At 52.5% G+C, this 20994-nt stretch carries 12 protein-coding genes and 1 pseudogene; 4 read left to right on the top strand and 9 right to left on the bottom strand.

The window, feature by feature from the left end:
- The first annotated feature begins 231 nt into the window (after nt 1-231).
- The 4 genes and pseudogenes from MWU62_RS17640 (at nt 232) to MWU62_RS17625 (ending at nt 6167) form a co-directional block, all read left to right on the top strand.
- Nucleotides 232-2409, top strand: coding sequence for a TonB-dependent receptor (locus MWU62_RS17640; RefSeq protein ID WP_247116105.1), 2178 nt, complete (start codon nt 232-234; stop codon nt 2407-2409).
- A 4-nt stretch (nt 2410-2413) separates the two neighbouring features.
- Nucleotides 2414-3349, top strand: coding sequence for an iron-siderophore ABC transporter substrate-binding protein (locus MWU62_RS17635; RefSeq protein ID WP_247116104.1), 936 nt, complete (start codon nt 2414-2416; stop codon nt 3347-3349).
- Nucleotides 3346-5349 (top strand): Fe(3+)-hydroxamate ABC transporter permease FhuB, encoded by a 2004-nt coding sequence (gene fhuB / locus MWU62_RS17630; RefSeq protein WP_247116103.1) that lies wholly within the window; start codon nt 3346-3348, stop codon nt 5347-5349. The genes MWU62_RS17635 and fhuB overlap by 4 nt, the downstream gene beginning before the upstream one ends.
- Nucleotides 5350-5399: 50 nt before the next feature.
- A pseudogene (locus tag MWU62_RS17625) lies at nt 5400-6167 on the top strand (ATP-binding cassette domain-containing protein).
- A 22-nt stretch (nt 6168-6189) separates the two neighbouring features.
- Here MWU62_RS17625 and fhuF read toward each other — a convergent pair.
- The 9 genes from fhuF to MWU62_RS17580 all read right to left on the bottom strand — a co-directional run bounded on the left by fhuF (nt 6190) and on the right by MWU62_RS17580 (nt 20991).
- On the bottom strand, nt 6190-6945 hold the full coding sequence (gene fhuF, locus MWU62_RS17620) for a siderophore-iron reductase FhuF (protein WP_247116102.1): 756 nt from the start codon (nt 6943-6945) through the stop codon (nt 6190-6192).
- A gap of 163 nt (nt 6946-7108) precedes the next feature.
- Complete coding sequence (locus MWU62_RS17615; RefSeq protein ID WP_247116101.1) at nt 7109-7921, bottom strand: thioesterase family protein; 813 nt, start codon at nt 7919-7921, stop codon at nt 7109-7111.
- 261 nt (nt 7922-8182) lie between these two features.
- Entirely contained in the window at nt 8183-9226 is a 1044-nt protein-coding gene (locus MWU62_RS17610; RefSeq protein WP_247116100.1) for an FHA domain-containing protein, read from the bottom strand.
- A 52-nt stretch (nt 9227-9278) separates the two neighbouring features.
- Entirely contained in the window at nt 9279-10127 is an 849-nt protein-coding gene (locus tag MWU62_RS17605; RefSeq protein ID WP_247116099.1) for a protein phosphatase 2C domain-containing protein, read from the bottom strand.
- A gap of 43 nt (nt 10128-10170) precedes the next feature.
- Nucleotides 10171-11454, bottom strand: a complete 1284-nt coding sequence (locus MWU62_RS17600) for a cytochrome c family protein (RefSeq protein ID WP_247116098.1) — start codon at nt 11452-11454, stop codon at nt 10171-10173.
- Nucleotides 11455-11539: 85 nt separating this feature from the next.
- Nucleotides 11540-15289 (bottom strand): hypothetical protein, encoded by a 3750-nt coding sequence (locus MWU62_RS17595; protein ID WP_247116097.1) that lies wholly within the window; start codon nt 15287-15289, stop codon nt 11540-11542.
- Between the two features lie 29 nt (nt 15290-15318).
- Complete coding sequence (locus MWU62_RS17590) at nt 15319-17166, bottom strand: hypothetical protein (protein ID WP_247116096.1); 1848 nt, start codon at nt 17164-17166, stop codon at nt 15319-15321.
- Nucleotides 17167-17168: 2 nt separating this feature from the next.
- Entirely contained in the window at nt 17169-19235 is a 2067-nt protein-coding gene (locus MWU62_RS17585) for a heme-binding protein (protein WP_247116095.1), read from the bottom strand.
- Nucleotides 19222-20991 (bottom strand): cytochrome c3 family protein, encoded by a 1770-nt coding sequence (locus tag MWU62_RS17580; RefSeq protein ID WP_247116094.1) that lies wholly within the window; start codon nt 20989-20991, stop codon nt 19222-19224. Before MWU62_RS17580 ends, MWU62_RS17585 begins: the two co-directional genes overlap by 14 nt.
- Nucleotides 20992-20994 lie beyond the last annotated feature (3 nt).

The raw sequence follows: 20994 nt of genomic DNA, 5'->3' as shown, positions 1-20994 counted from the left end.
CTGGCAGCAGGACAAACAGGTCGAACAAGGAAAGTACCGATCGTTACGAACACTGCAGAGGTCTTAGCGTACGATTTTTTCCGTTTCGTGAGCTGACCCCTTTTACTCAAACTTACCTGCCCTTCCATTGGTTGAGAAAGCTCACCAAGTTTTTCGACACATCGCACACCCATTGAATCTATCTGATAATCATTTACAATCGCGCTCTAATTTTATCAGGAGAAAGTGACAATGGCTGCCCGATACACCGTTTCTCGAACCCTTTTATCTTTGGCCATAGCTGCGCCATTTGCAGTGCATGCCTCGTCAACGTCTTTAGATGAACTGGTTGTGGTTGGCAGCCGCGCGCCAGCTCAAATAAGCCAGATTCCCGGTTCTGTTTGGGTTCTTGAGGGTGAAGAATTGGAAGAGCAGTTCCACGCTGGTCAGGACCTGAAAACGGTCATCGGTAAATTGGTGCCCAGCATGGATTTGGCACCCGAGACCCGAACCAACTATGGCCAGAATATGCGTGGTCGAAGTGTGCTGGTAATGATTGATGGCGTGTCTCTCAATGGCTCCCGCGGGCTAAGCCGGCAATTCGACTCTATCGACCCATTCAACGTCGAGCGCATTGAAGTGCTTTCCGGTGCCACGGCAGTATACGGTGGCGGTAGCACAGGTGGCATCGTAAATATCATTACCAAGAAAGGTCGGGAGGGAGAAGCGCGGTTCAGTACAGAAGTAGGTGCTTCTAGTGGTTTCAATAATACTGAGGATCGGCAGTTTCGCTTCGGCCAATCCATTTCCGGAGGCAACGACACTCTCAAGGGCCGGCTCGCCTTTGCAACAAAAGACAATGGAGCAATGTACGATGGGAATGGCGATGCCATCATGCCAGATATTTCCCAGACAGATTTGCAGTACAACCGCAGCCTCGACGTAATGGGCAGCACCCAAATTCGCATCAATGAGAACCAGAAACTTGACCTGACAGCCCAGCTTTATAACTCCGGCTACCAAGGAGATCAGGGTGTTTGGTTGGGGCCCTATCTTGCCGAGATAAACAATCCTGAAATCCGTAAAGGTTTCTCCAGTGACCGGGATCCCCAAACCGACCGGTACATGTTCAATTTAGCTTGGCAACATCTAGACTTTCTGGGTCATACGGCCTATCTACAGGCTTCAATGCGGAATGAAGAGTCCAGCTTTCACCCCTACCCTTATCAGCGCGCAACCCTACCCCAAAGCTACTTCGGCGCCTCGCAGCAGAACACCCGGCAATACCTGATAAAAGGGCTTTTGGCTAAAGACATTGGCGCCGTTCGGCTTAACTACGGTATAGATCTTGATCGCGAAGACTTCTCCGCCAACCAAATGATCTTCGACAACGCAACCGCGTTTCCCAGCGGCGGCATGACGTTTGATGAAGAATTCACTATCGATCGCTATCCGGACTATCGTGTGGAAGGTATCGCAGCCTATTTTCAGGCTGAATGGCAGGCTACCAAACGGCTACAACTGAATGCCGGTATTCGCCAAAGGCATGCACGACTTGAGATGGAAGACTTTGTCGGCACCCAACAAGCTGTCGAGGTTGAGCGTGGATTGGTAACGGGTGCCGATACAATTCCGGGCGGCGAGAACGATTACGATGTCACCCTGTTAAACGCCGGTGCTATCTATAACTTAAATGACGATCAACAAGTTTGGGCCAATGTGAGCCAGGGTTTCGAGATCCCGGATCCCGGCAAGGTAGCTGGTCGCGGGAACTATAGCCTCAGTGAGGGCCGCTACGTGCTAACCGACTCTCTGAATATTGATGACAACACGGTTCCGGGGTTAAAAACCAATCAGGTTGAGCTTGGCTGGCGCACCTATCAGTTGCAATGGGATGTGCAGGTAGCTGCCTACTACACCTGGTCGGATAAAGAAGCAGTAACAAACCGAACTACGCTTACAGTGGATGTAGTTGATAACAAAACCCGAGATTACGGCCTGGAAGGGGCCCTCACCTGGCGAGCAAACCAGCAATGGTCATTGGGCGGAACCGCTCACTATGTTCGCTCTGAAGTTGAAGATGCGAATGGCGACTGGCAAAAGAATCTTGTAACTGCCGCAAGCTTGCCCAATGCAACCGCTTTTGTTCAGTGGAGAAACAGCCAAAACTCTGCTCGCCTCCAAGGCTCCCATGCATTCGGTATTGAAGACGATGCTGGCGATGAAGTCGACGGGTTTACAACGTTTGATCTGCTAGCTGCTCATGAGCTTCCTTTGGGTCGTGTCAATTTTTCCATAACCAACTTGCTGGACAAACAATACGACACTGTGTGGGGCCAGCGAGCGCAGCTGTTCTACGGCTTTGAAGATCTCTTTGATTTCAAGGGGCAAGGCCGAACTTATACGCTGTCTTATTCCGTGGACTATTAATGGCATGTTGGTTAGTAAACGCTCAGGGCTCGTGCTACGAGCTCTTGCTTTTATGCTGCTAAGCTTCACTGCCAGTGCGGATGGCCTAGAGCTACACAATGTCGGCGATCAGAAACCGAGCGCCGCGCCCAAGCGAATTGTGGCTTTGAATTGGTGGTTGGCAGAGCATTTGCTGGCGCTTGGCGTTACACCCGTAGGCGTGGCAGAAATCGAGCGCTACCGGCAATGGGTGGTAGAGCCGCAGGCCCCGGAATCTATAAAGTCTGTGGGTCGGCGTCAGGCCCCAAACCTAGAGGCTATTCGATCTCTCAAACCGGACCTGATCTTGGTGACCGGCCACTTAGAAGCAGCGGTGCCTGCTTTGCGAGCCATAGCACCAACATTGGTGCAAACCACCTACGAACCCGATTCGAATCCCTGGGTTAAGGCTCGCGAACACCTTCTTGCGTTAGGAAAAATACTTGACCTTGAAGATAAGGCTCAAGCTGTTATTGCGCAGGCGGAGCAGGACCTTGCAGCCACCCGGGAGCAGCTTTTAGAGGCTGGATTAGCAGGAAATACAGCTTTTATTGTCCGTTTTCTAGACGACCGGCGTGTGCGTGTTCACGGTGCCAACTCCATGTTAAACCAAGCTCTGGAACAAGCTGGCCTCACCAATGCGTGGGACCGACCTACCAATCTATGGGGTTTCACTCCGGGAACCATTGCTGACTTGGGCGGCGAGCCCGATGCTTGGTTAATCTATATACGGCCATGGCCAGAGGCAGACAGGGAGCGCCTGCAGGCAAGCGGCCTCTGGCCTTATCTGCCTATGGCCCGCAGTGGTCGAATAATTGGTGTCGGGCCGGTTTGGACGTTCGGCGGTGTGGTGAGCGTCCCCCGTATGGCTCGCATGCTTGCGGATCAATTGCTGCAAGGTGCTCAGGAGCAAAAACCATGAAGCAACTTGTTGTACAGCGCCAGCCTCAGCTTTGGCTGGCGTTTTTAGTGATGGTATCGCTATTGGCGGGTGTGTTCTTATCTCCTGCCACAAGCTTTGAAAACTTGTTGCGCTTGCCCGACGCTCTTGTACTTAGCCAGTCTGCAACTTTCGAACAAGCCGTGCTGCATTACACCCTACTACCGAGGTTAACCATCGCCTTGCTAACCGGTGCTGCCCTTGGCTTTGCGGGCACACTTGTGCAGCAAGTCTTGCGCAACCCCTTGGCAGCTCCGACCACATTAGGTGTTGCCGCTGGTGCTCAGCTAACGTTGGGGCTAATCATGCTGATGGCGCCTTCGCTCCTAGTTTGGCGGGAAATATGGGCCATGGTTGGCGGGCTCGCGGCCCTTGGTCTGGTTTTGTTGATGGGGGCTCGGCGCGGATTCGATCCGCTAACGCTTACCCTTTGCGGGCTGATTGTAAGCCTTTATCTAGGGGCCATAAACACGGTGATCTTGTTGTTCAATCAGGAACAACTTGCCGGTTTATTCATTTGGGGAGCCGGGGAACTCAGCCAAAACGATTGGCACAGCACTCTTGCATTGCTGCCCCGTTTGCTAATTGCGGCTGGGTTGGCACTGGCTCTCCTGCGCCCTCTGCAAGCGCTGGACCTAGGAACCGAGGGAGCAAAATCGCTAGGATTGTCGCCAAACACCATCCGCATTCTAGCGTTGACTCTGGCAGTCTATCTTACAGCTCTTACCGTAAGCCATGTGGGCGTGATTGGGTTCATTGGTTTGGCGGCACCCGCTATTACTCGCTTACTGGGCGCAAGAACGCTTCGCCAACGCATGTTCACCAGCGCCCTTACCGGCGCGCTAATTTGTTTGATCGCCGATGGTATTGCCCAACAACTAACGTTTGCGTTCGGACATATGTTGTTCCCCACCGGCGCCGCCACAGCATTAATAGGCGGGCCAGTATTGTTATGGGTATTAACCCGCAATCGGTTAATGTCCGCTCGGCCATCCCAGCCTGCATCTCTGGCCACAACCCGGCGTGAGTTCTCGAAAACCGGCTTGCTATTGTTATGCTTAATTACTCTGGGCAGTTTGGCAGTTACATTGTCGCTCGGCCCCACATGGGAAGGCTGGCGCTGGACCAGCTTCAACGGAGAGACAGCGCTCCTAGCCATGCGCCTACCGCGAATGACCACAGCGCTGATGGCCGGCGGACTACTTGCCGGTGCTGGCGTCATTGTTCAAAGGTTGACCCGAAACCCCATGGCTAGTCCAGAGCTACTAGGTATTAGCACAGGTGCGGCGTTAGGCATGGTGCTATTAATTCTTACAGTTGGCACAGGTAGCCGTACTCTGCAGATTCTTGCTGGAGGTGCAGGCGGGACTTTGGTTCTGCTGATGCTGCTCATACTGAGCCGGCGAAGCGGCTTTTCTCCGCAGCGCTTGCTCTTGGGTGGTATCGCTCTTTCAGCTCTTTTAGATGCAGGTATTCGCATGATTTTGGCCATGGGCGACGCCCAATCGATCATGCTCCTAAACTGGCTGGCGGGCTCTACTTGGCTTTCTGGACAATCCGACGCTTGGACCCTTGTTTTTGCAACACCTATCCTCGCACTGATGGCTGTTCTCGCAAGTCGATGGCTAGACCTTCTGCCTTTGGGTGACACTGCTGCCAGTTCGCTGGGCTTGCCCATGGCACCCGCTCGACTGTTGCTTCTATTGCTTGCGGCGCTCATGACCGCCGCTGCAACTCTGGTTGTTGGTCCCTTGTCGTTTGTGGGTTTGATGGCTCCGCATTTGGCGCGGCTTCTAGGTTACCAACGCGCCTTACCACAAATTCTAAGTGCTTTTGTTATTGGCAGTTTGCTTATGCTTTGGGCTGATTGGCTGGCGCGTTCACTAGTGTATCCCCATGAGTTGCCCGCGGGCTTGGTAGCCACTCTGATTGGCGGTGGCTATTTTCTGGTACGGATGTATCGAATGCCAAGTCGGCACTAACGCCAATACTTTGATCCTGTCCCCTCGACACTACAAAGAGAGATCGAGCCATGTTCGCACTGAGTGCTACCAGCTTTAGCTTGGCAGAGAAAACACTGCTTCACCCTATCGATCTTAAGGTTGCCCCCGGCCAGATGGTGGGGCTGATTGGCCACAACGGATCCGGAAAATCGACATTATTGAAACTGCTGGCTCGCCAGCTAAAACCTACCTCAGGCCAGATCACGCTGGAGGGCAAGGAACTGCATCGTTGGGGTGATCGTTCTCTCGCCCAGAAGGTCGCTTATCTTCCGCAATAACCACCCGCCACCGATGGTTTGACGGTTAAAGAGTTGGTTCGTTTTGGACGTTATCCGTGGCATGGCGCATTAGGCCGTTTCTCACATGAAGACGCAAAACAGGTTGAGAAGGCGTTAGCACTGACCGACACTGAAAGCTTTACTGACCGTAGCGTCGATGAACTGTCTGGTGGAGAACGCCAGCGAGTTTGGCTGGCAATGTTGCTAGCACAGAATGCTCGTTTCCTACTGTTAGATGAACCTACCTCTGCTTTGGACGTGGCGCACCAAATTGAAGTGCTTTCTCTTGTACGTAAATTGGGAAAGGAATTGGATATAGGCGTGGTAGTAGTGCTACATGACATCAACATGGCAGCCGGATTTTGTGACCATTTGGTGGCTTTGCACGGCGGGAGGCTGTTAACGGAAGGTTCACCTGATGAGTTAATGAACCAACAAACCCTGAAAGACATCTACGGAGTAACTATGTCCATACTACCGCACCCTCACCGAGAAGGTGCTCGCATCGCGGTAGCATAGTGCTCCAGCGATCTGCCGAATTTTAGCCTGGTAACAGCGCACCCTTCGGAGGACGCCCTATCAGTGGGCAGTTCTGGCACAGTGGCAGTTCCGGCAACCGGTAGCGTAGGCAGCACTGTTGTCGCAGGCGTTGTGGTTCTATCCCCTCTCCTCGTTCTACATAACGAACTGGATTTGCCATGGGGTTCGAGAGCCCATTCGGCCGCTTTCGCAGCTTAACCAGTTGTTGGCCATCCAACAGAAGACTATCGGGTAGACCTGCAGCCTCCAAAGTGCGTATAAGCCACTCGAAATAATTAGCCGCGTTGTTCCACAGCACACGGCGTGAAATCTTTATGTGGGTACACCAGCCTTCAATAAGAGGCGCGAAATTTAGATCCAACAAGGCCCTGAAACGCTCAAAGGAATCCAAAGGAGTTGTTTGAAAAGGTCCTCCTTCGTGCGGTAGGCGGAATGCTTCGGGCAACCCGCTTTCATCTAAAATCACTTCTACCTGATCAAGAGAAACCGGCAAATCATGCCCAGACATTAAATTGGCGACCACCACAGGCACAGTGAGTTTTGCGAAATAGTGCTTGGACCATAATGAGATAAGCGCACGCTGGTCTTCACCCGATTGCGACTCTCGAAACCGCGAAAGCAGCCGAGCCAGCCCCTCTTCTGAAGCCAAATCACTGGCAGGTACACCCACTCGTTGATCCTGACCCTTCATAACTAGCGCATCTCGGTAGCGCTCCAAATTACCGGTAAACAAATGATTGAGAGCAGGAATGGCCATGGCGTATCTACGTCATCCTTTGGCGTTACCTCTTTAAGAGGCAAGGTGATCTGGCAAATAATGATAATACGAATGTTTATCATTATACACGCAAAGGAGGTGTTGACGAACTCAGTAAAAGTGCCGAATGCAACGCATCCGAGCATGCACGGTGACTAGCTTCCTAACCTTTGGCCCCTGGCATCTCCATAGGAATAATTGCTTGTAGGATTTTTCCTATAGGACCCCCGCTATCAAACAAAGTGGTTTCCACCAAACCAACACCGGAATCCTGCATACGGCTGCAAGCGTCCAATCCTAACCACTCGCCAACGGGCTTTCGATGAAGGTATAAGCTAACGTCCGCGTTAATACAGCCTACGTTGCTGCTTAGGCTGAGTTGCGCAACACCATTACCAAAATCACTAAGTGTCGCTGCCATAACTGTTGGGCTGGTTTGGATTCCTTGAACAACCGGCACGGGTAACTTCATCCAGGCAATTCCATGTCCCTCGGCGTTCACGCCCTCAACAACCTCTGCTTTAGCTGTGCTGTGCAACCCTACCGGGCTGTAAAGATTCTGCCACCCGGCAGCTTCGGAAATATTTGCGTCTACTGAGCCGACAGGTGGGTCAAACTCTCCCTTCGGGAATCGACCGTGCTCCGGAACCGATGTTGTTCTATTTTCTAAAAAAAGTGCGCTTGCGCGAGCAACCTCATTAGTACCGTCGAATAACGAGGCCTCTAAAACCTGCAATCGCGCTCCGCCCCGAACCAACCTAGTAGACACCGTAAGCGGTGAATAAGGGACTGGTCGCAACAAGTCCACCGTAAGCCTAGACAAATTTAAACTTGTATTGCCGGACGCCTGCTCCACAGCATGAGCCATCAACCCCACTACCGGCCCACCGTGCAAATGATTAGGACTCCAAGGGCTACAACTTGCCGGCGTTGGTACATACAATTCGTTATCACGCTGAAAAAGTGCTCCAGTCATTGTTTTCCCTTCTTTTTATGATAAAACCAATGGTGTTCATTGGGTGAGTCAGGTACCCATCCTAGCATTCAGTAGAAATGTATCATTTTGAATTCAGCATCACGCAATAATTGAGTAGTGCCTTATACTTAGGAGGGAATGATTAACGCCTGATTTACCAGCAAGCACTATGTCGTGGGCATTAGCATTTTGCCGAGTCCGTGCAGAATTCTAACGGCACAAAATAAGAGAAGATCGCTCACTTTTATTGTGAGCGATCGTTTAAAAGAAGTTCGTTACAATGAGCAAGACAAGGCCAGCCACGGCAGCAGTCGCTATAAAGGCAATAGCGGCTGTTTTAATATCGGTGCCGGACACCTTCGCCGGGCTGCCAGACTCAACCATAGGTTCCGGCTGTTGCTCACCTTCCGGCAGCATAAAGGCACACTCCACACTGCCAAAGCAAACAATATCACCACTGGATAGATAGCCTGTTAGACACTTTTTACCGTTGGCGTATGTGCCATTAGCCGACATTAGGTCCACGACTTTCCAGCGACCTGCGTCGTTGATGATCTGTGCATGGGCGCCGGATACGCTCTCATGGTTCAGCATCACATCTGAATTCGGTGAACGGCCGATCTCCCATTGGTTTTTACCCTCCCCTATGAGCTGAAAGCGCAATCCCACAACCGGATCGCTCGTGCCGATCAGTGTGGGCTCTTCCACTGCTTGTTGAGGGATCTTTTTGTCATCGCTGTTAGGCTGTAACCCCGGCAACGAATCCTTGGAAAAGAATGCGGTGCCATCAACGCTTTGCTGGTTGTTAAGCACCCAAGAAGGCGGCGCTTTGGAGTCACCTGCTTCCCGCTTAGAGTCATCAACGGGCTCTTCTTTGGGGAGAGGCGTTTCATCGGGTGCTTGGGCTTCTCCCTTATCCAAATCACCATGCAGTAAAGTAGCATCGGGATCGGCGCTGGCACCGTACAGCAAGGTCGCATCTGGATCTTGTTCCACCACGGGGGCTTTGATGACGAGCGTGAATACCGATTGGCCAACCTGCAGCTGGTCACCCTCTTTGAGCAAGCAAGCCTGCTCAATGCGCTCACCATTCACAAATGTGCCGTTGGTGGACCCGCTATCCTCAACCCAAACCCCTTCTGAGTCTGGAGTTAAAACGGCATGCTGGCGGGATGCACCTCCTTGGTCCAACACGATATCGCACTCAGCGCTGCGCCCCATTTTCAGCTCCTTAGCAACCGGTAGCTGTTGCTCACCGTTCACGGAGCGGAGAAGAAATAACAGGCTATTTTGTTGTGTTGTCATGGCTCGCCTAACTCACTGACTATAAGAAAGAAGTTGTTGGTTACTCTCTACTCTACCCGCTAAAATGCCAGAGTAAGCCAATCGTTAACACTAAAACAGCAGCGCCTGCTCCTAATAGAATGGGCAATAAGGAATGCCGTTGTGCCGCAGCTGTTGTCACAACCTTTGGCTTATCAAGCATATCATCCGCCACATACCGGTTCTCTGCTATCAACACTGTAACGTTATCCTTGCCGCCTGCCTCAAGCGCTTCAGCAATCAGTTCATCCACTGCCACCGCACTGAAATCGTCAGCGCTAAGAGCTTGATTCAGCGTATTTTCAATAGAGCGGTCATCCAGCTCATCTGTCAATCCGTCTGAACATAGCAGCAAACTATCCCCCGCTTTCCATGCCACTGTGGTCAGTTCCGGCTGCGGAGCGCTAAGCCCCAAACACTGGGTAACCAAGTTGCGTTTGGGATGGTTGCGGGCTTCATCTTCAGTAATCTTGCCTTGAGAAAACAGCCAGTGTACGTAGGAGTGATCTCTGGAAACCCGCCTAAGGCCAGTTTCGCGGTTGAACAAATAAGCTCTTGAGTCGCCAGCCCAGCAAACGCTCAACTGTTTGGGCTCCAATTTGGCCACAACAACCGCTGCACCCATACCCTTGCTCTCCGGGTGAGCTTTGGAGTGCTGCAGAATGCGTGCGTGGCATTCCATTAAGGCGGCCACAAGTCCTCCAGAAGCGGGGTTCAGCTCACCCAGAGATTCCACAATAATAGCGCTGGCCACTTCGCCCGCAGCGTAACCTCCCATACCGTCAACCACAGCCGCCAACCCAGTTGAGTCATTGCTGTAAAATGCATCTTCGTTCTGCTCACGCACAGCCCCCGGATGTGTTTTACCCAATAATCGAAACATGGCTATGGTCTCTTATGGTCTTTTATGGTGTTCAAGCAGGCTGCTAAGGCAAAACCCTCGCTAATGCAGCGCAGGCCGTGGCAAAACTCTTCGGCTTAAACTCGGTTTCGTCACCCAAACTGGCAAACACTTTATCCAATTGAGCTGTTATCTTTTTCCGATCTCCTAAGGAGTAGGACAATGATTCCAAGGCGAGAAATGCTTGTTCCGCGCTACTGTAATCAGCGTAACGGCCCCGTGCGCTGTTATCGGCAATACTCTGGCGCAGCGCCTTTATGGTCTCGGGGCTTGGTGGTTTGCGTTTAAGATTAGCGGCCAACTCAACGAGTTGTGCGCGCAACTTTTCTGTTGCGATGCCAACAGCGTTGGGTGTGTTGTGCGCTTTGTGCAAATCCCGCACCGAACTGGCGTATTTTTCGTAGCTAGCCGGTGCCGTAGCTTTAATAATTACGGCCACCATATCGAAGCTGTGATCCATTAACCGCAGGCTTCCCATAGGCAGCCGGGAGCTGAAATCATCAGGCCTGCCACGGCGGGGGCTCATACCTTGATGGCAACTATGGCAGTCGTATATGGACAGCTCTATCATGCCTCTACTCAAGCTTTTGCCAAGGTTATGAGTATCGATTAGGGCGAGTTGCCGTTTGGCCATTTCCACTTGCCCTACAGCCCATAAATAGCCCACCGGGTGATCGCCTTTGCGGGCAATATAGTCCTCGTCTACTTGATAATGTGCTGGCTGATTAGCTGTGAACGTATCCAGCTCGAAGCTTAGGCGAGGATGACCAGCCGCCATAATGGCATGGGTGGCGAACTTGTCTTTGGTGCCCATGTGGCAGGATAGGCACAAGTCTGCGCGGGCTGCCGGGTCCGACAAAGGGTAAAGCCCATTATCAAGATTATCTTGATGCGTAACATTCGGTTCGGTGTGGCTCCTTAGCCAGTCTTCCGCACCTCCGTGACAGCCTTCGCAGCCAACGCCATCGGTTAGCTGAAATTTGGGGCCACGCCTACCGCTAGGTACGTGGTCTGTGTGGCAATCGAGGCAGATAGTCGCATTCTGGGCGTTGGTTAACCCCAATGCTTTCGCCATGGCCTTGGATTCGGGATTGCTCAGCACACGGTAGGCTCGTGAGTGAAAATCCGTGGTAGACCAGAGTCGGTACTCATTAAGTTGCACATTGCCGTCTGCCTGAGCGGACGTTTTACCGTGGCAAATAGAGGATGCACAGGTTGCGACGCCCATATGTTTGTAGTCGTCGTTCTGAGGCAATGGCGCGGCCGTTGCCGACGCCGCACCCAGCATCGCGCCCATGATCAACGACATCAAAATTCTTGTTATTCGAATAAACCCGGCCATTGTTTGCTCTCAGTGGCGATAAAACGGCGAACGCAAAGTAAGGAGCCCTGCCCTAATCCTTCACGAACCACGGTTCTCCATTTTCATCGAGATAAAGCTTTTCCATCTCTTCCTTATTCAAGGGCCTTGAGCCTTTACGGCCAAACACCGCAATCTGGCCACCGGTTTCATCCACACCCCTATCCCGATCAAGGCCGCGCGATAAACTCAGGGCTGGCGACGCTGTGGGGTAGCTGGCGATAAACTTCGGCACAGGCTCAGGGCTGAAGCCATAGAAATTCGGCTGCAGCTCGGGCGAAGTGAGCTGAACAATCTGCAAACCATTTTTGCCATCGGCAACATAGGCAAACAGTGAAGCATTGGTGGCGCCTACAACCACGTCGCGGCTATCGCTCAAACGCCCGCCTGCATCAAACTGCACGTGCAGCTTGGGCTCCTCGGTGGATTCAATATCCACAATTAACAAACCTTCTTTGCCAGCGGCAATGTAGGCGTAGGTGCGGGACAGGTAGAGTTTTTGAGCATCTTTGATCGCAAGCCTTGCTTCAGAAACGAGTTTTGGCCTATCCGGATGGGTTACATCAATTACCTGCAAACCTTCCGCATTGGTGACAAACAGGTAGCGGAACTGCAAGGCACTGGCACGCGCATCTTGCATGGGTACCACGGCGGCAACTGTGGGTTTGAGCGGATCAGACAAATCCAGTATCACCATCCCTGCATCTGCGGCCACATAAACATAGTTTCCGCCAATGGTGAGATGTTTTGCGCCTTTGAGCACATCGTCTTCATTCCACGTAAGTGCGCGCTTTAGCTGATTATTGGTGGGCTCTCCATCCATGAGCGTGTCTATATCCACCAGAATCAGACCTTCTTCTGTATCGGTGATCAGCGCGTAATTATAAATAGGCGCGAAAGGCTGCTCCTGGTTTGTCTTACGCATTAGCTCGCCAGTGTTTAACGAGGGGCGAATGGGTTGATTGCTCGGCAGAGCCACGCAGCTCGCATTGGTACTGGAGATGTGGGTGTCGTGACCCAGAGGACTAGCCGGTGCGGTAATAATGCGCTGGGAGACACCTTTGTTGGCGATAGAAGCAATATCGTAAACACGGAAGCCGCTCGTGCCTTCGGCAACATAGAGATACTCGCCTCGCATTTGCACGCACTGGGCCTTGCCGGAGCTGTGGGTATAGGCTGTTTTTAGGCGCTCATTATTGTCTTGGTGATCCTTAAACCAGTCCGGGTAGGCATAGCGGTGCAGATAGCTTCCAATCACCGCTTGCGGCTCATCCCATTCAGTGACTTCTACACCGGTAACATTCGATTCAGTGCCAAGCCAAGCGTAATAGCCAATAAAGTTAATGGAGTTAGTACCCATCACCAGCAGTTGCGACATGATGGCATTGTTGTCGTTGGCCTCAGCCAAATGGCAATTCGAGCAGGTTTTGGTCTCCGTTTTGCGTGTGGTGTGGGGGAAATGAGGGTTAAATGCCTGTGAGCTGAAACCACTTGCCGCAATAGGTGGCTGCTGTATATAAATTTTTTCACGGTTGGCGTTTTCGGATGAAAGCACAAGGGCTGAAGATGAGCGAACGGGTGCGTACTTTCCGCCTTTGCCCGGAGAGTGCTTGCCCAACAAAAACATTTGGTCGCCAGCGACTTGCGGGTTATAGCTGGCAAAGTTGCGTGTTTCGCCGCCCTCGTAATGGTGCCGCTCGGTCTTTTCGTTGGCTTTTATGGGTAGGTGGCAGCCGCCGCAGGTGTTGGTCCACGAGGTATGGCAGGCAAAACATTCCATCTTGTCGTTGGAATGGGCCAGATCTTCCATGGGCACGTCAACGCCGAAGTGCTGCACGGTTACGTCGTTACTCATGAGCTTGGCCCGAGCAGCCTTCTCATTGTAGTCGGCGCTGGTTTTGCTAACGCTCTTCTTCACCAGACTAACTTTCCACTCCTTGTCTGGGTACATGATTGAGCGTTGGTACAGGTCGTTATTGATCCACTCAAACCGTCGCCGACCATCGGGTGTTCGCATCAACGACATATCGGTACCACCTTCGAGCGCGGCTGGCCCCGAGGTAAACAGATTGGGGAGTTCCTGTGCAGTTCCGTGACAGTCTTTGCACCCGACTTCTACAGCCATAGCCACTTCACCATATAGGTAGCCGTTACCATGGTTGTCCTGTGAGAAGTGGCAGTCCGCGCAATGCATACCCGCGTCTAAGTGCGTAGACGTTAGATGAACCGCCTTTTTGAATTTTTCCGGGTCGTCATTGGTAACGATCTCACCGTTTTCATCCAGCAAGTGCCCTTTGCGATCACGCTTGAATACAGCTCGGAAGTTCCAGCCATGGCCGTGGTAATCGGCAAACTGGGTATCCTGATATTGGTCATTGTTTTCCCAAACCTTCTTTAGGAAATCCAGATCCGCCCACTTGCCTCTTGGCGCTGCACCTTCGGGGTTGCGCTCCAGCACTTTTCTACGTTCTTCAGCCGTTGGATATTGCTGCTTTTCCGGCCACATAAAGGGTGCGTCAGACTCGTAGTCCCACATGGTGTAGCCCAAAAAGGTGTTCATAAACATATTGGGCTGATGCATGTGGCAACTCATACACTGACTGCTGGGTACTGCCCGGGTAAATTTGTGTTCCAAGGGATGGCCAGACTCCGCTTTGTTGATGGTGGGGTCTTTAGTGGCAGGTTTGCCATCGTGCCCGAACTGCGCGTACGGCCCCGAGTGAGCAACTTCACGATCGTTGGCATACACCACGTGGCATGATGCGCACCCGGAGTGACGGTAGTCACCTGGCTGGTCATTCGTACCAATGAACCAGGTAAGTGGATCATTCAAGCGGGTCTTGGTGATGTTCAGCAAAGGCACAGCAATCCTCTGCCCTGTTCCCGGCCCGCGGTTAGACTGTTTGAAATCTGGGCGGCCGGGCTCTTCCAAGCGTTGAATCAATCCAGGCACATTGGGTAACCCTGTTTCGGGAAACAGGGTTCCGATATTACGACCGCCATCCTCGAACACCCTGAAGATGTCGCCCGGTTTAACCGTTTCCCATGCAGCCAGTGGTAGTAATTGCGGCACAATTCCCATAGCTGCCGCTTCATCTTCCAGATCCTTGGGTATCTTTGGACCTTTCAGAACCGTTCCTACACCGTCACGGTTATAGGACTCACCCATAATGGGGTCTTTGTAGGGCAGAATACCGTTATTGTAGGAAGCCGCCGCCCAGAACATCGCTGTCGTGCTGTGCAAACTGCGGGTTGATGCTTCAACAATCTCCTGGTGGCAGGCTCCACAGGATTCATTCGCAACACGCAAATCCGAAGGGTTAATGAAGCGCACAAATTCCGGGCTTTCTTTGTTCAAGAGCGTGTAAGTGCGCTCGGGATTTCTGCTGGTGGGCCAAGCATCCGGATAGCGAGGTAAAACGTGGGCTTTTTGCATCGTGGATTTGTAGGTCAGGTTGCTCAGGTTGGCACCCTGAACTCCTGAGAATGTGACTTCTGGATTGCCTCCGTGGCAATCAACGCAGCCTAGCTTGACCGACTCGCTAACATGCATGTTTTTGGCATCGGAGTCTGTATGGCAACTTACGCACCCAGCACTTTTAAGCTCCACATCACTATCACTTTGGGTAGCCGGAGCATGGGGGGCAGTAACGTATTTCCGATCGACCTTTTCATATTGGCTTGAACCATAAACCTGAGCACTCGCAGCTCCCAGCCCGAGCAGCACTGCGCCCATTACGAGAATGTTGCGAACAGCATCTAATCGCCAGAATCCATTTTGCATAAGAGCCGCCATTATTTTAGTTATTTGGTTCAATAGGTTAAAACCAGATTAAAAAGGAAGTAGTCAGGGCTTTCGTCCTCAAACAAAGACTTGAAGCCATCACCCGGTAGCAAACGGGAGTAAGAGCCTCGCAGAATAATGTTCTGACTATTGAGTGGCCGGTAAATTGCCGACAGTGAAATGTCCTGCCCCAATGTCCGGTCAATCCCGCCCTGATTGCGGGCCGTTTCCAAAACAGTGGTATCGTCAAACTGCAAGAGGTTCCAATTGCCGCTAACGCGCAGCGTCGGTAGAACATCCGCATCAAAACCTAGCCCTGCCATACGCAAACCCGGGTTCGCAAAGTTGGCCTGACCCTGCTCTTTAGATGAGCGCAGTGAGGGTAAAATGCCGTTGCGCCCGGATAGAGCCACACGCCCACCACCAATCAAGGGAACGGCTTGGCGAATCCAATAGCTGGTGTCTGCTCCGGCAATCAACGGGTTCTCGAATACAGCATCAAAGCCCGTTGACTTGTCATCGAAGGGGTCGCTGTCGCCGGAGGCATAAACAAAGGATGATCTCAGCCGAAACCAGTCGAAATCGATTGAAGGCTCCATTGCGAAAAAGAAAGCTTGGATATCTGTGCTGGCATCGCGAAAGGTGCCTACAGATTCTTCGCCAAAGGCATAATAGGCTTGGGCCGACAAGTTAAGCCTGCCGATATGCCCATCAACCGCGTAGCCCAAATAAGTCACCTGATAACTGCGTGGTTTTTCCAAACCTATAGACGCGGGGCGGGCTACAAAGTCGTTATTGTCGTAATAAAAGGTATCTTCATTGTTTCGGTTGTGCAGCACACTGAACTGGGAAATCAGGCCTTTCTTGAACAAATCCTGCCAATAGAGATTGGCAACGAAGATATCGTCATCCCGCAAGGATTGGCCAACATCGTTCAGGCCGCTGTTCGTGTCTTTTTCCAGACGTCGGAACCAGCCTAGGTTGTATTGGAAAATGTTATTACTTCGGGTTCCAAAGAGGCGGATACCCACAGGGCTGTCGTTGAATAGAAAACCGCGGAAATCGTTGGTGAAGGGCTGAATACCCACCCGCACGCTGTCAAAATCATAGTTTGCCGACACGTTCCGCAAATGGTAATCCACGAAAGCACCCTGAATGCCAATGTGGCTGTCGCTGCGTGTTGTACCGTCGTTGGGATTTGCATTGACCCCCTGCACTTCTTGCAGTTCCAGACGGTTGTAGTTAATAACAGGAAGGAATCGAAATTCTAAATTGGGCGGCTTAAACGTCGTGTTGCCTTTGTAATAGACGAACTCCATCAGCAGGTTCTGATTAAAGAACTGCTGCTCGCCGTCGCCGATCAAATCCAGCTTGCCGCCGTCTCCGGTACTGCTGCTACCTACAGGGGTTGGAACAGTGCGGCTTTCGTAAACCGTGTCCCAAATTCCTGTGAAGCTGAAAAACCAATCATCGTATAGAGGCTTATCACCCTTAAGCAGGTTGCGGTTGTATGGGTCCCACCAGTGCTCTTCATATAAGGAATCGACGATACGCCAACGATCGGGTACTGGAACCGAGGCTTGATAATCGCTTAACTGGGGGCGTGGAATGGGTGAAACCGGATTGGTGCGACGTTGCTGAGCTTGCCTGCGGATGATTTGGTCTTGTTGGCCAGTGGAAGTTGGGGTTTTGCCAGCTCCGGTCTGCTGGGAGTTAACACTCGGTGAGTCGACTGCAGGAAGGCACTCTATTGCAGCCTGCCCAGGCCGCCGTCGACGCCCGTCATTTTCTTCACAGTTCTGCGCGGCAGCCAGATCTGAAACCAGCATCAGCGTACCCAGCACGGTTAACGAAGCGAAAAGCGAGTTAGGCTTCATGATCATTTACCTTTGCAGGGCTGTTGTTCGTCACTGCCCAGAAAAGGGGCCTGCGGACACTGGATGTAACGCAGCCGTGTTCCCTGCGGTGTGAGCGTATCGGCACGCATGTGCTCGGGCGCATTGTTTATTGGGTTTACACCCAACCGCGCATTGGCACGGTCGATGGCTAAAAACGCGATCATATCGTCTTGTTCTATGCCATCTCCGCTGACCCCTATGCCTCCTACGAGTACATTGCCGCGATAAATCGGAGCACTACCTGGGAAGATTTGAATGCCATTGCCCAACCGTTTGTGGGTGAAGCCAACCGTAGAAAAGGTACCCAAACTTGCATGAGTGACGCCTCCACAGCTTTGCGGGGTGTCTGTAACAATGGCGCCAGCAGCAAAGAGCACATGCTGGATGACGCCATTAATGACCAGATCTAACTGTAAACCCGTGGAAAACGGGCTCCATTTACCCGAAGGTTTGCTGAACGGGCCGGGGTCGGTGGTATCTATGCCATCCGGAAAGAAGGGGCGAGACAGATTACCGCCAGCCCGATCGGAAAACGCCACGGCGCCATCCGTCAGGGCTGTAGGTAAACCAAGAAAGCTCTGCACGGAGGTAACGTAATCGCCTAGGTCGATGGTGTCGACCGTATTCAGCCCGCCAACCAAACTGATATATCGGGCGTCCATACCGGTTGTGGCAAGCGTGCTAGCAGCGGCACTGGAAGAAAACAGAGCTGCTGTACGGGCTTTTTGGAGAGATACATCGGAACCAAATACAGGCGCATCCCGGCTTCGCAGCATGCCCAATATATTGCCGTCAGTATCTACCACGCTGATGGTGACCCGCGCTTGGCTGCCATGAGGCCGACGTATTTGGGCGCGGGCTTGATTGGCCACCCGCAACGCCTCCTGCATTAACACTTCCACCTCGTTCGCCAGAAGTCTGTCGGCGACTGGCTGCACGCCCGCGGTTGCCGGATAACGATTATTATTGGCGGCATCTACAAACACATAACCGTCGTCACCCACATAAGGCGCCTCATCCGATTTGGCACTGTCTGCGGCGCGAATGCCGGACGCGGGTGAACCAAACACCAAGCCGGGTTGAATGGTGGCGCCGGTGTAGCCTGTTACCGCAACTAACTGCCCGTTGGCTGGTGGAAAGGCGGGAGCGCTACCGGGGTTGCTCTGCAATTCGCTGGAATCACCATCAAGGAATCGGAGGGTCTTTCCCTCAATAGCAATCCGGTTGGCCCGCCGTTCAACGGGCGCAACAAAGCCAAAACTCGCGGCCAGAGCAATCAGTTCGTCAACATTGGCGTTTTGATTGCTTCGATCGTTATCAATCACATTGCGATCGAGGCCGTAAAGATCATCAGCGATCACGCCAACTCCGCCAATGACCGTTCCGTTTTTATAAAGGGGAAGACCACCGGGATCTGCAGACAACCCAAGTGGCGAACGATGAGGGCCGATGGAGGGGCCGGAATTATTGAACCGCTGACTAAAGTCCGAGCAAGCAAGCTGGCTGAACTGCACACCAAATAGTGGGCCTGCAGGTTGAAAGAACTCGCCGGGGTTAAAGTGCTCTTGAACAATTTGGCTGGCAGTGCGGGTAGAGAAGGCATTGCCTTCGGACGACAAATAGGCGCCAGTGATGGCTTTGGCAATGGCTGCAAGACCATCTATTCCAGCCTCGATTCCTTCCAGTCCGCCCATGATCTCGGAGCCGCCAGATCCATCCGGAGAACTGGCAATCAATACGTCACGCGGCATTCCGGTAGTGCCAGTGCGCCAAACCCCTAGAACGTTGCCAACACGATCAACCACCGCCAAAGTAGCATCGATGCCGCGCGCGTCGGCTTCAGCTACGCCCTGAGCGATCACAGTTTCCACGTCGTTAATAGTTAGGCGGACATTGTCGGGGTTACCACCTTGCTCGGTGTTAACGCAGGATCCGTCGCAACCACCAAGCGGCACAGCCCCTGCTGCCGGATCCAGTTCACCGGAGCCACCGCCACATGCGGTAAGCAGGAAGGACAGTAAAACACTTAAGCGCTTAAGGCTGGTCATGAATTGCTCCTTGCATTAATTCACCTATGCCTTCTGTACCCTCAGGGGCACTGTGTCTGTGGTAAGCGTGGCACGAAATACAGGTTAGCGCCACTCGACCTGCCTGAGCGCGGCTATCATGACAGTCGACGCACTGCTCTATGTTGGGCATCAGGACATCGCTGCTCTGCGCGGAGGTAGTCGCATTGTGACAACTTGAGCAAACTGCATCGCCAGTCTGATCCCATTGCGTTAAATGGCTTTGATGATCAAAGCGTGCATCGGCATACCAATCGTGGTTGATTTTCACTGGCAACACCTCCCAACGCTCGGAGCCTTCAGCGTTTTCTTGCTCGGAGACTTCATGGCAAGTAACGCAGCCACGTTGAGAGAACTGCCTACCGGTTTCACGCAGGGCCTGCTGCTTGGCACATTGGTAATCCTGATCGCAGTCCTCTTCCGTAAATGTACGCCCGGGAATCCGTCTCCGTTCGAATCCAACGAGTGTATCCGGGCTAAATGCAAGCTTTACGAAATGCGCCTCCAGCGCATCGTATACCTCCTCGGGCGCACCGTGGGGCAGCTGTTTTTGGGGAGTACGTGGATCAAAGCTCAAATCGTGGCAGCTGGCGCAACTTGCTTCCATGCTGATTGGTTCAAAGTGCTCCCGGTCCGAACTCAGCCTGTGGCAATCCAGGCACTGCAGAGCATCGCCGCGGCGAGCGTGTTTCACTGCCTCCACATCCAGATGGGTATCATGGGGGAACTTCAGATGACTTGTTTCGTTAACGTCTGCCACCTGGAATCTAGAGCCGTCACTCGCCTGAGGTCTCAATTTCTCAAGCTGCCAATCAATAGCCAGAAGACCGTTTTGACGTGTCACTTCAGGGCGTAAAAGACTAAGGGCAAACTCCGGATGAGAATCCTGACTGAAGCCTTTCACTGCAGGTTTCATCTGTTGATGACAGTCCAGACACAAACCTTCATTGCGGGCCACTAAGCTTGCTGGCTCGTTGTGCTCTTTGTGGCAATTTTGGCAAGCAAACTCATCGAGGGCGGCCACCCATCCAGCGATCTCAGCCGAATGCTCTGCGGGCATCACATGATCCCCCAACTCAACATGGCATTGCTGACAAGCGTTGTCTTTTACTTGAACAAAAGGCTTTTGGTGGCATGCGGTGCAGTTGTTGCCGGTAGTCAGCTCATGCGCCGACAATAACGGCCCCGATAGCCATAGTTTATGTAAAGCCATGTTTTCGTTAGCCAGCTCATCGGCTGTTTGAGTGGCGAGTTTATCCGTCTGCCAAATATCGCTTGACAATGGCGACAGCCCCACCAACAACACCAGCACAAACAATACCCAGGATGCTATACGCGGGCTAAATCCGAGTTGTGATACGGAGGTGCGATAAGCTTCGGAAAGCGCCCCCTCTGGCATTTCAACAAACTGCCACTCCAACGCAAGATCAAATCCTGTTGGGGCTTCAGCGCAGACAAATGTCTGCGCACCAATACAAATTTCATCCCCTGACTTTAACTCGGCCTGTTTCTGGATTTTACCGTTAACGATGAAGGACTGGCCTTTTGATGCCACTAGGCGCAACTTATCGCCGCTTTTGGTTAAGCAAGCGTGTTCGGGCGCAATCCCTTTGTCCAATAGCTGAATGTCGCTCTTTTGCGAGCGACCAATCACGATGTTGTCCCGCGTCAGTTCGCTATCGGCGTACTCTGGCAAGCCGCTGCTATCGTAGGTGATTTGTCTCAGAAGCAGTTGCATGGG

Source organism: Marinobacter sp. S6332 (assembly GCF_023016045.1).
Lineage (GTDB): Bacteria > Pseudomonadota > Gammaproteobacteria > Pseudomonadales > Oleiphilaceae > Marinobacter.
Note: the sequence above shows the minus strand (reverse complement) of the source record. Positions and strands in the feature narration are given on the sequence as shown.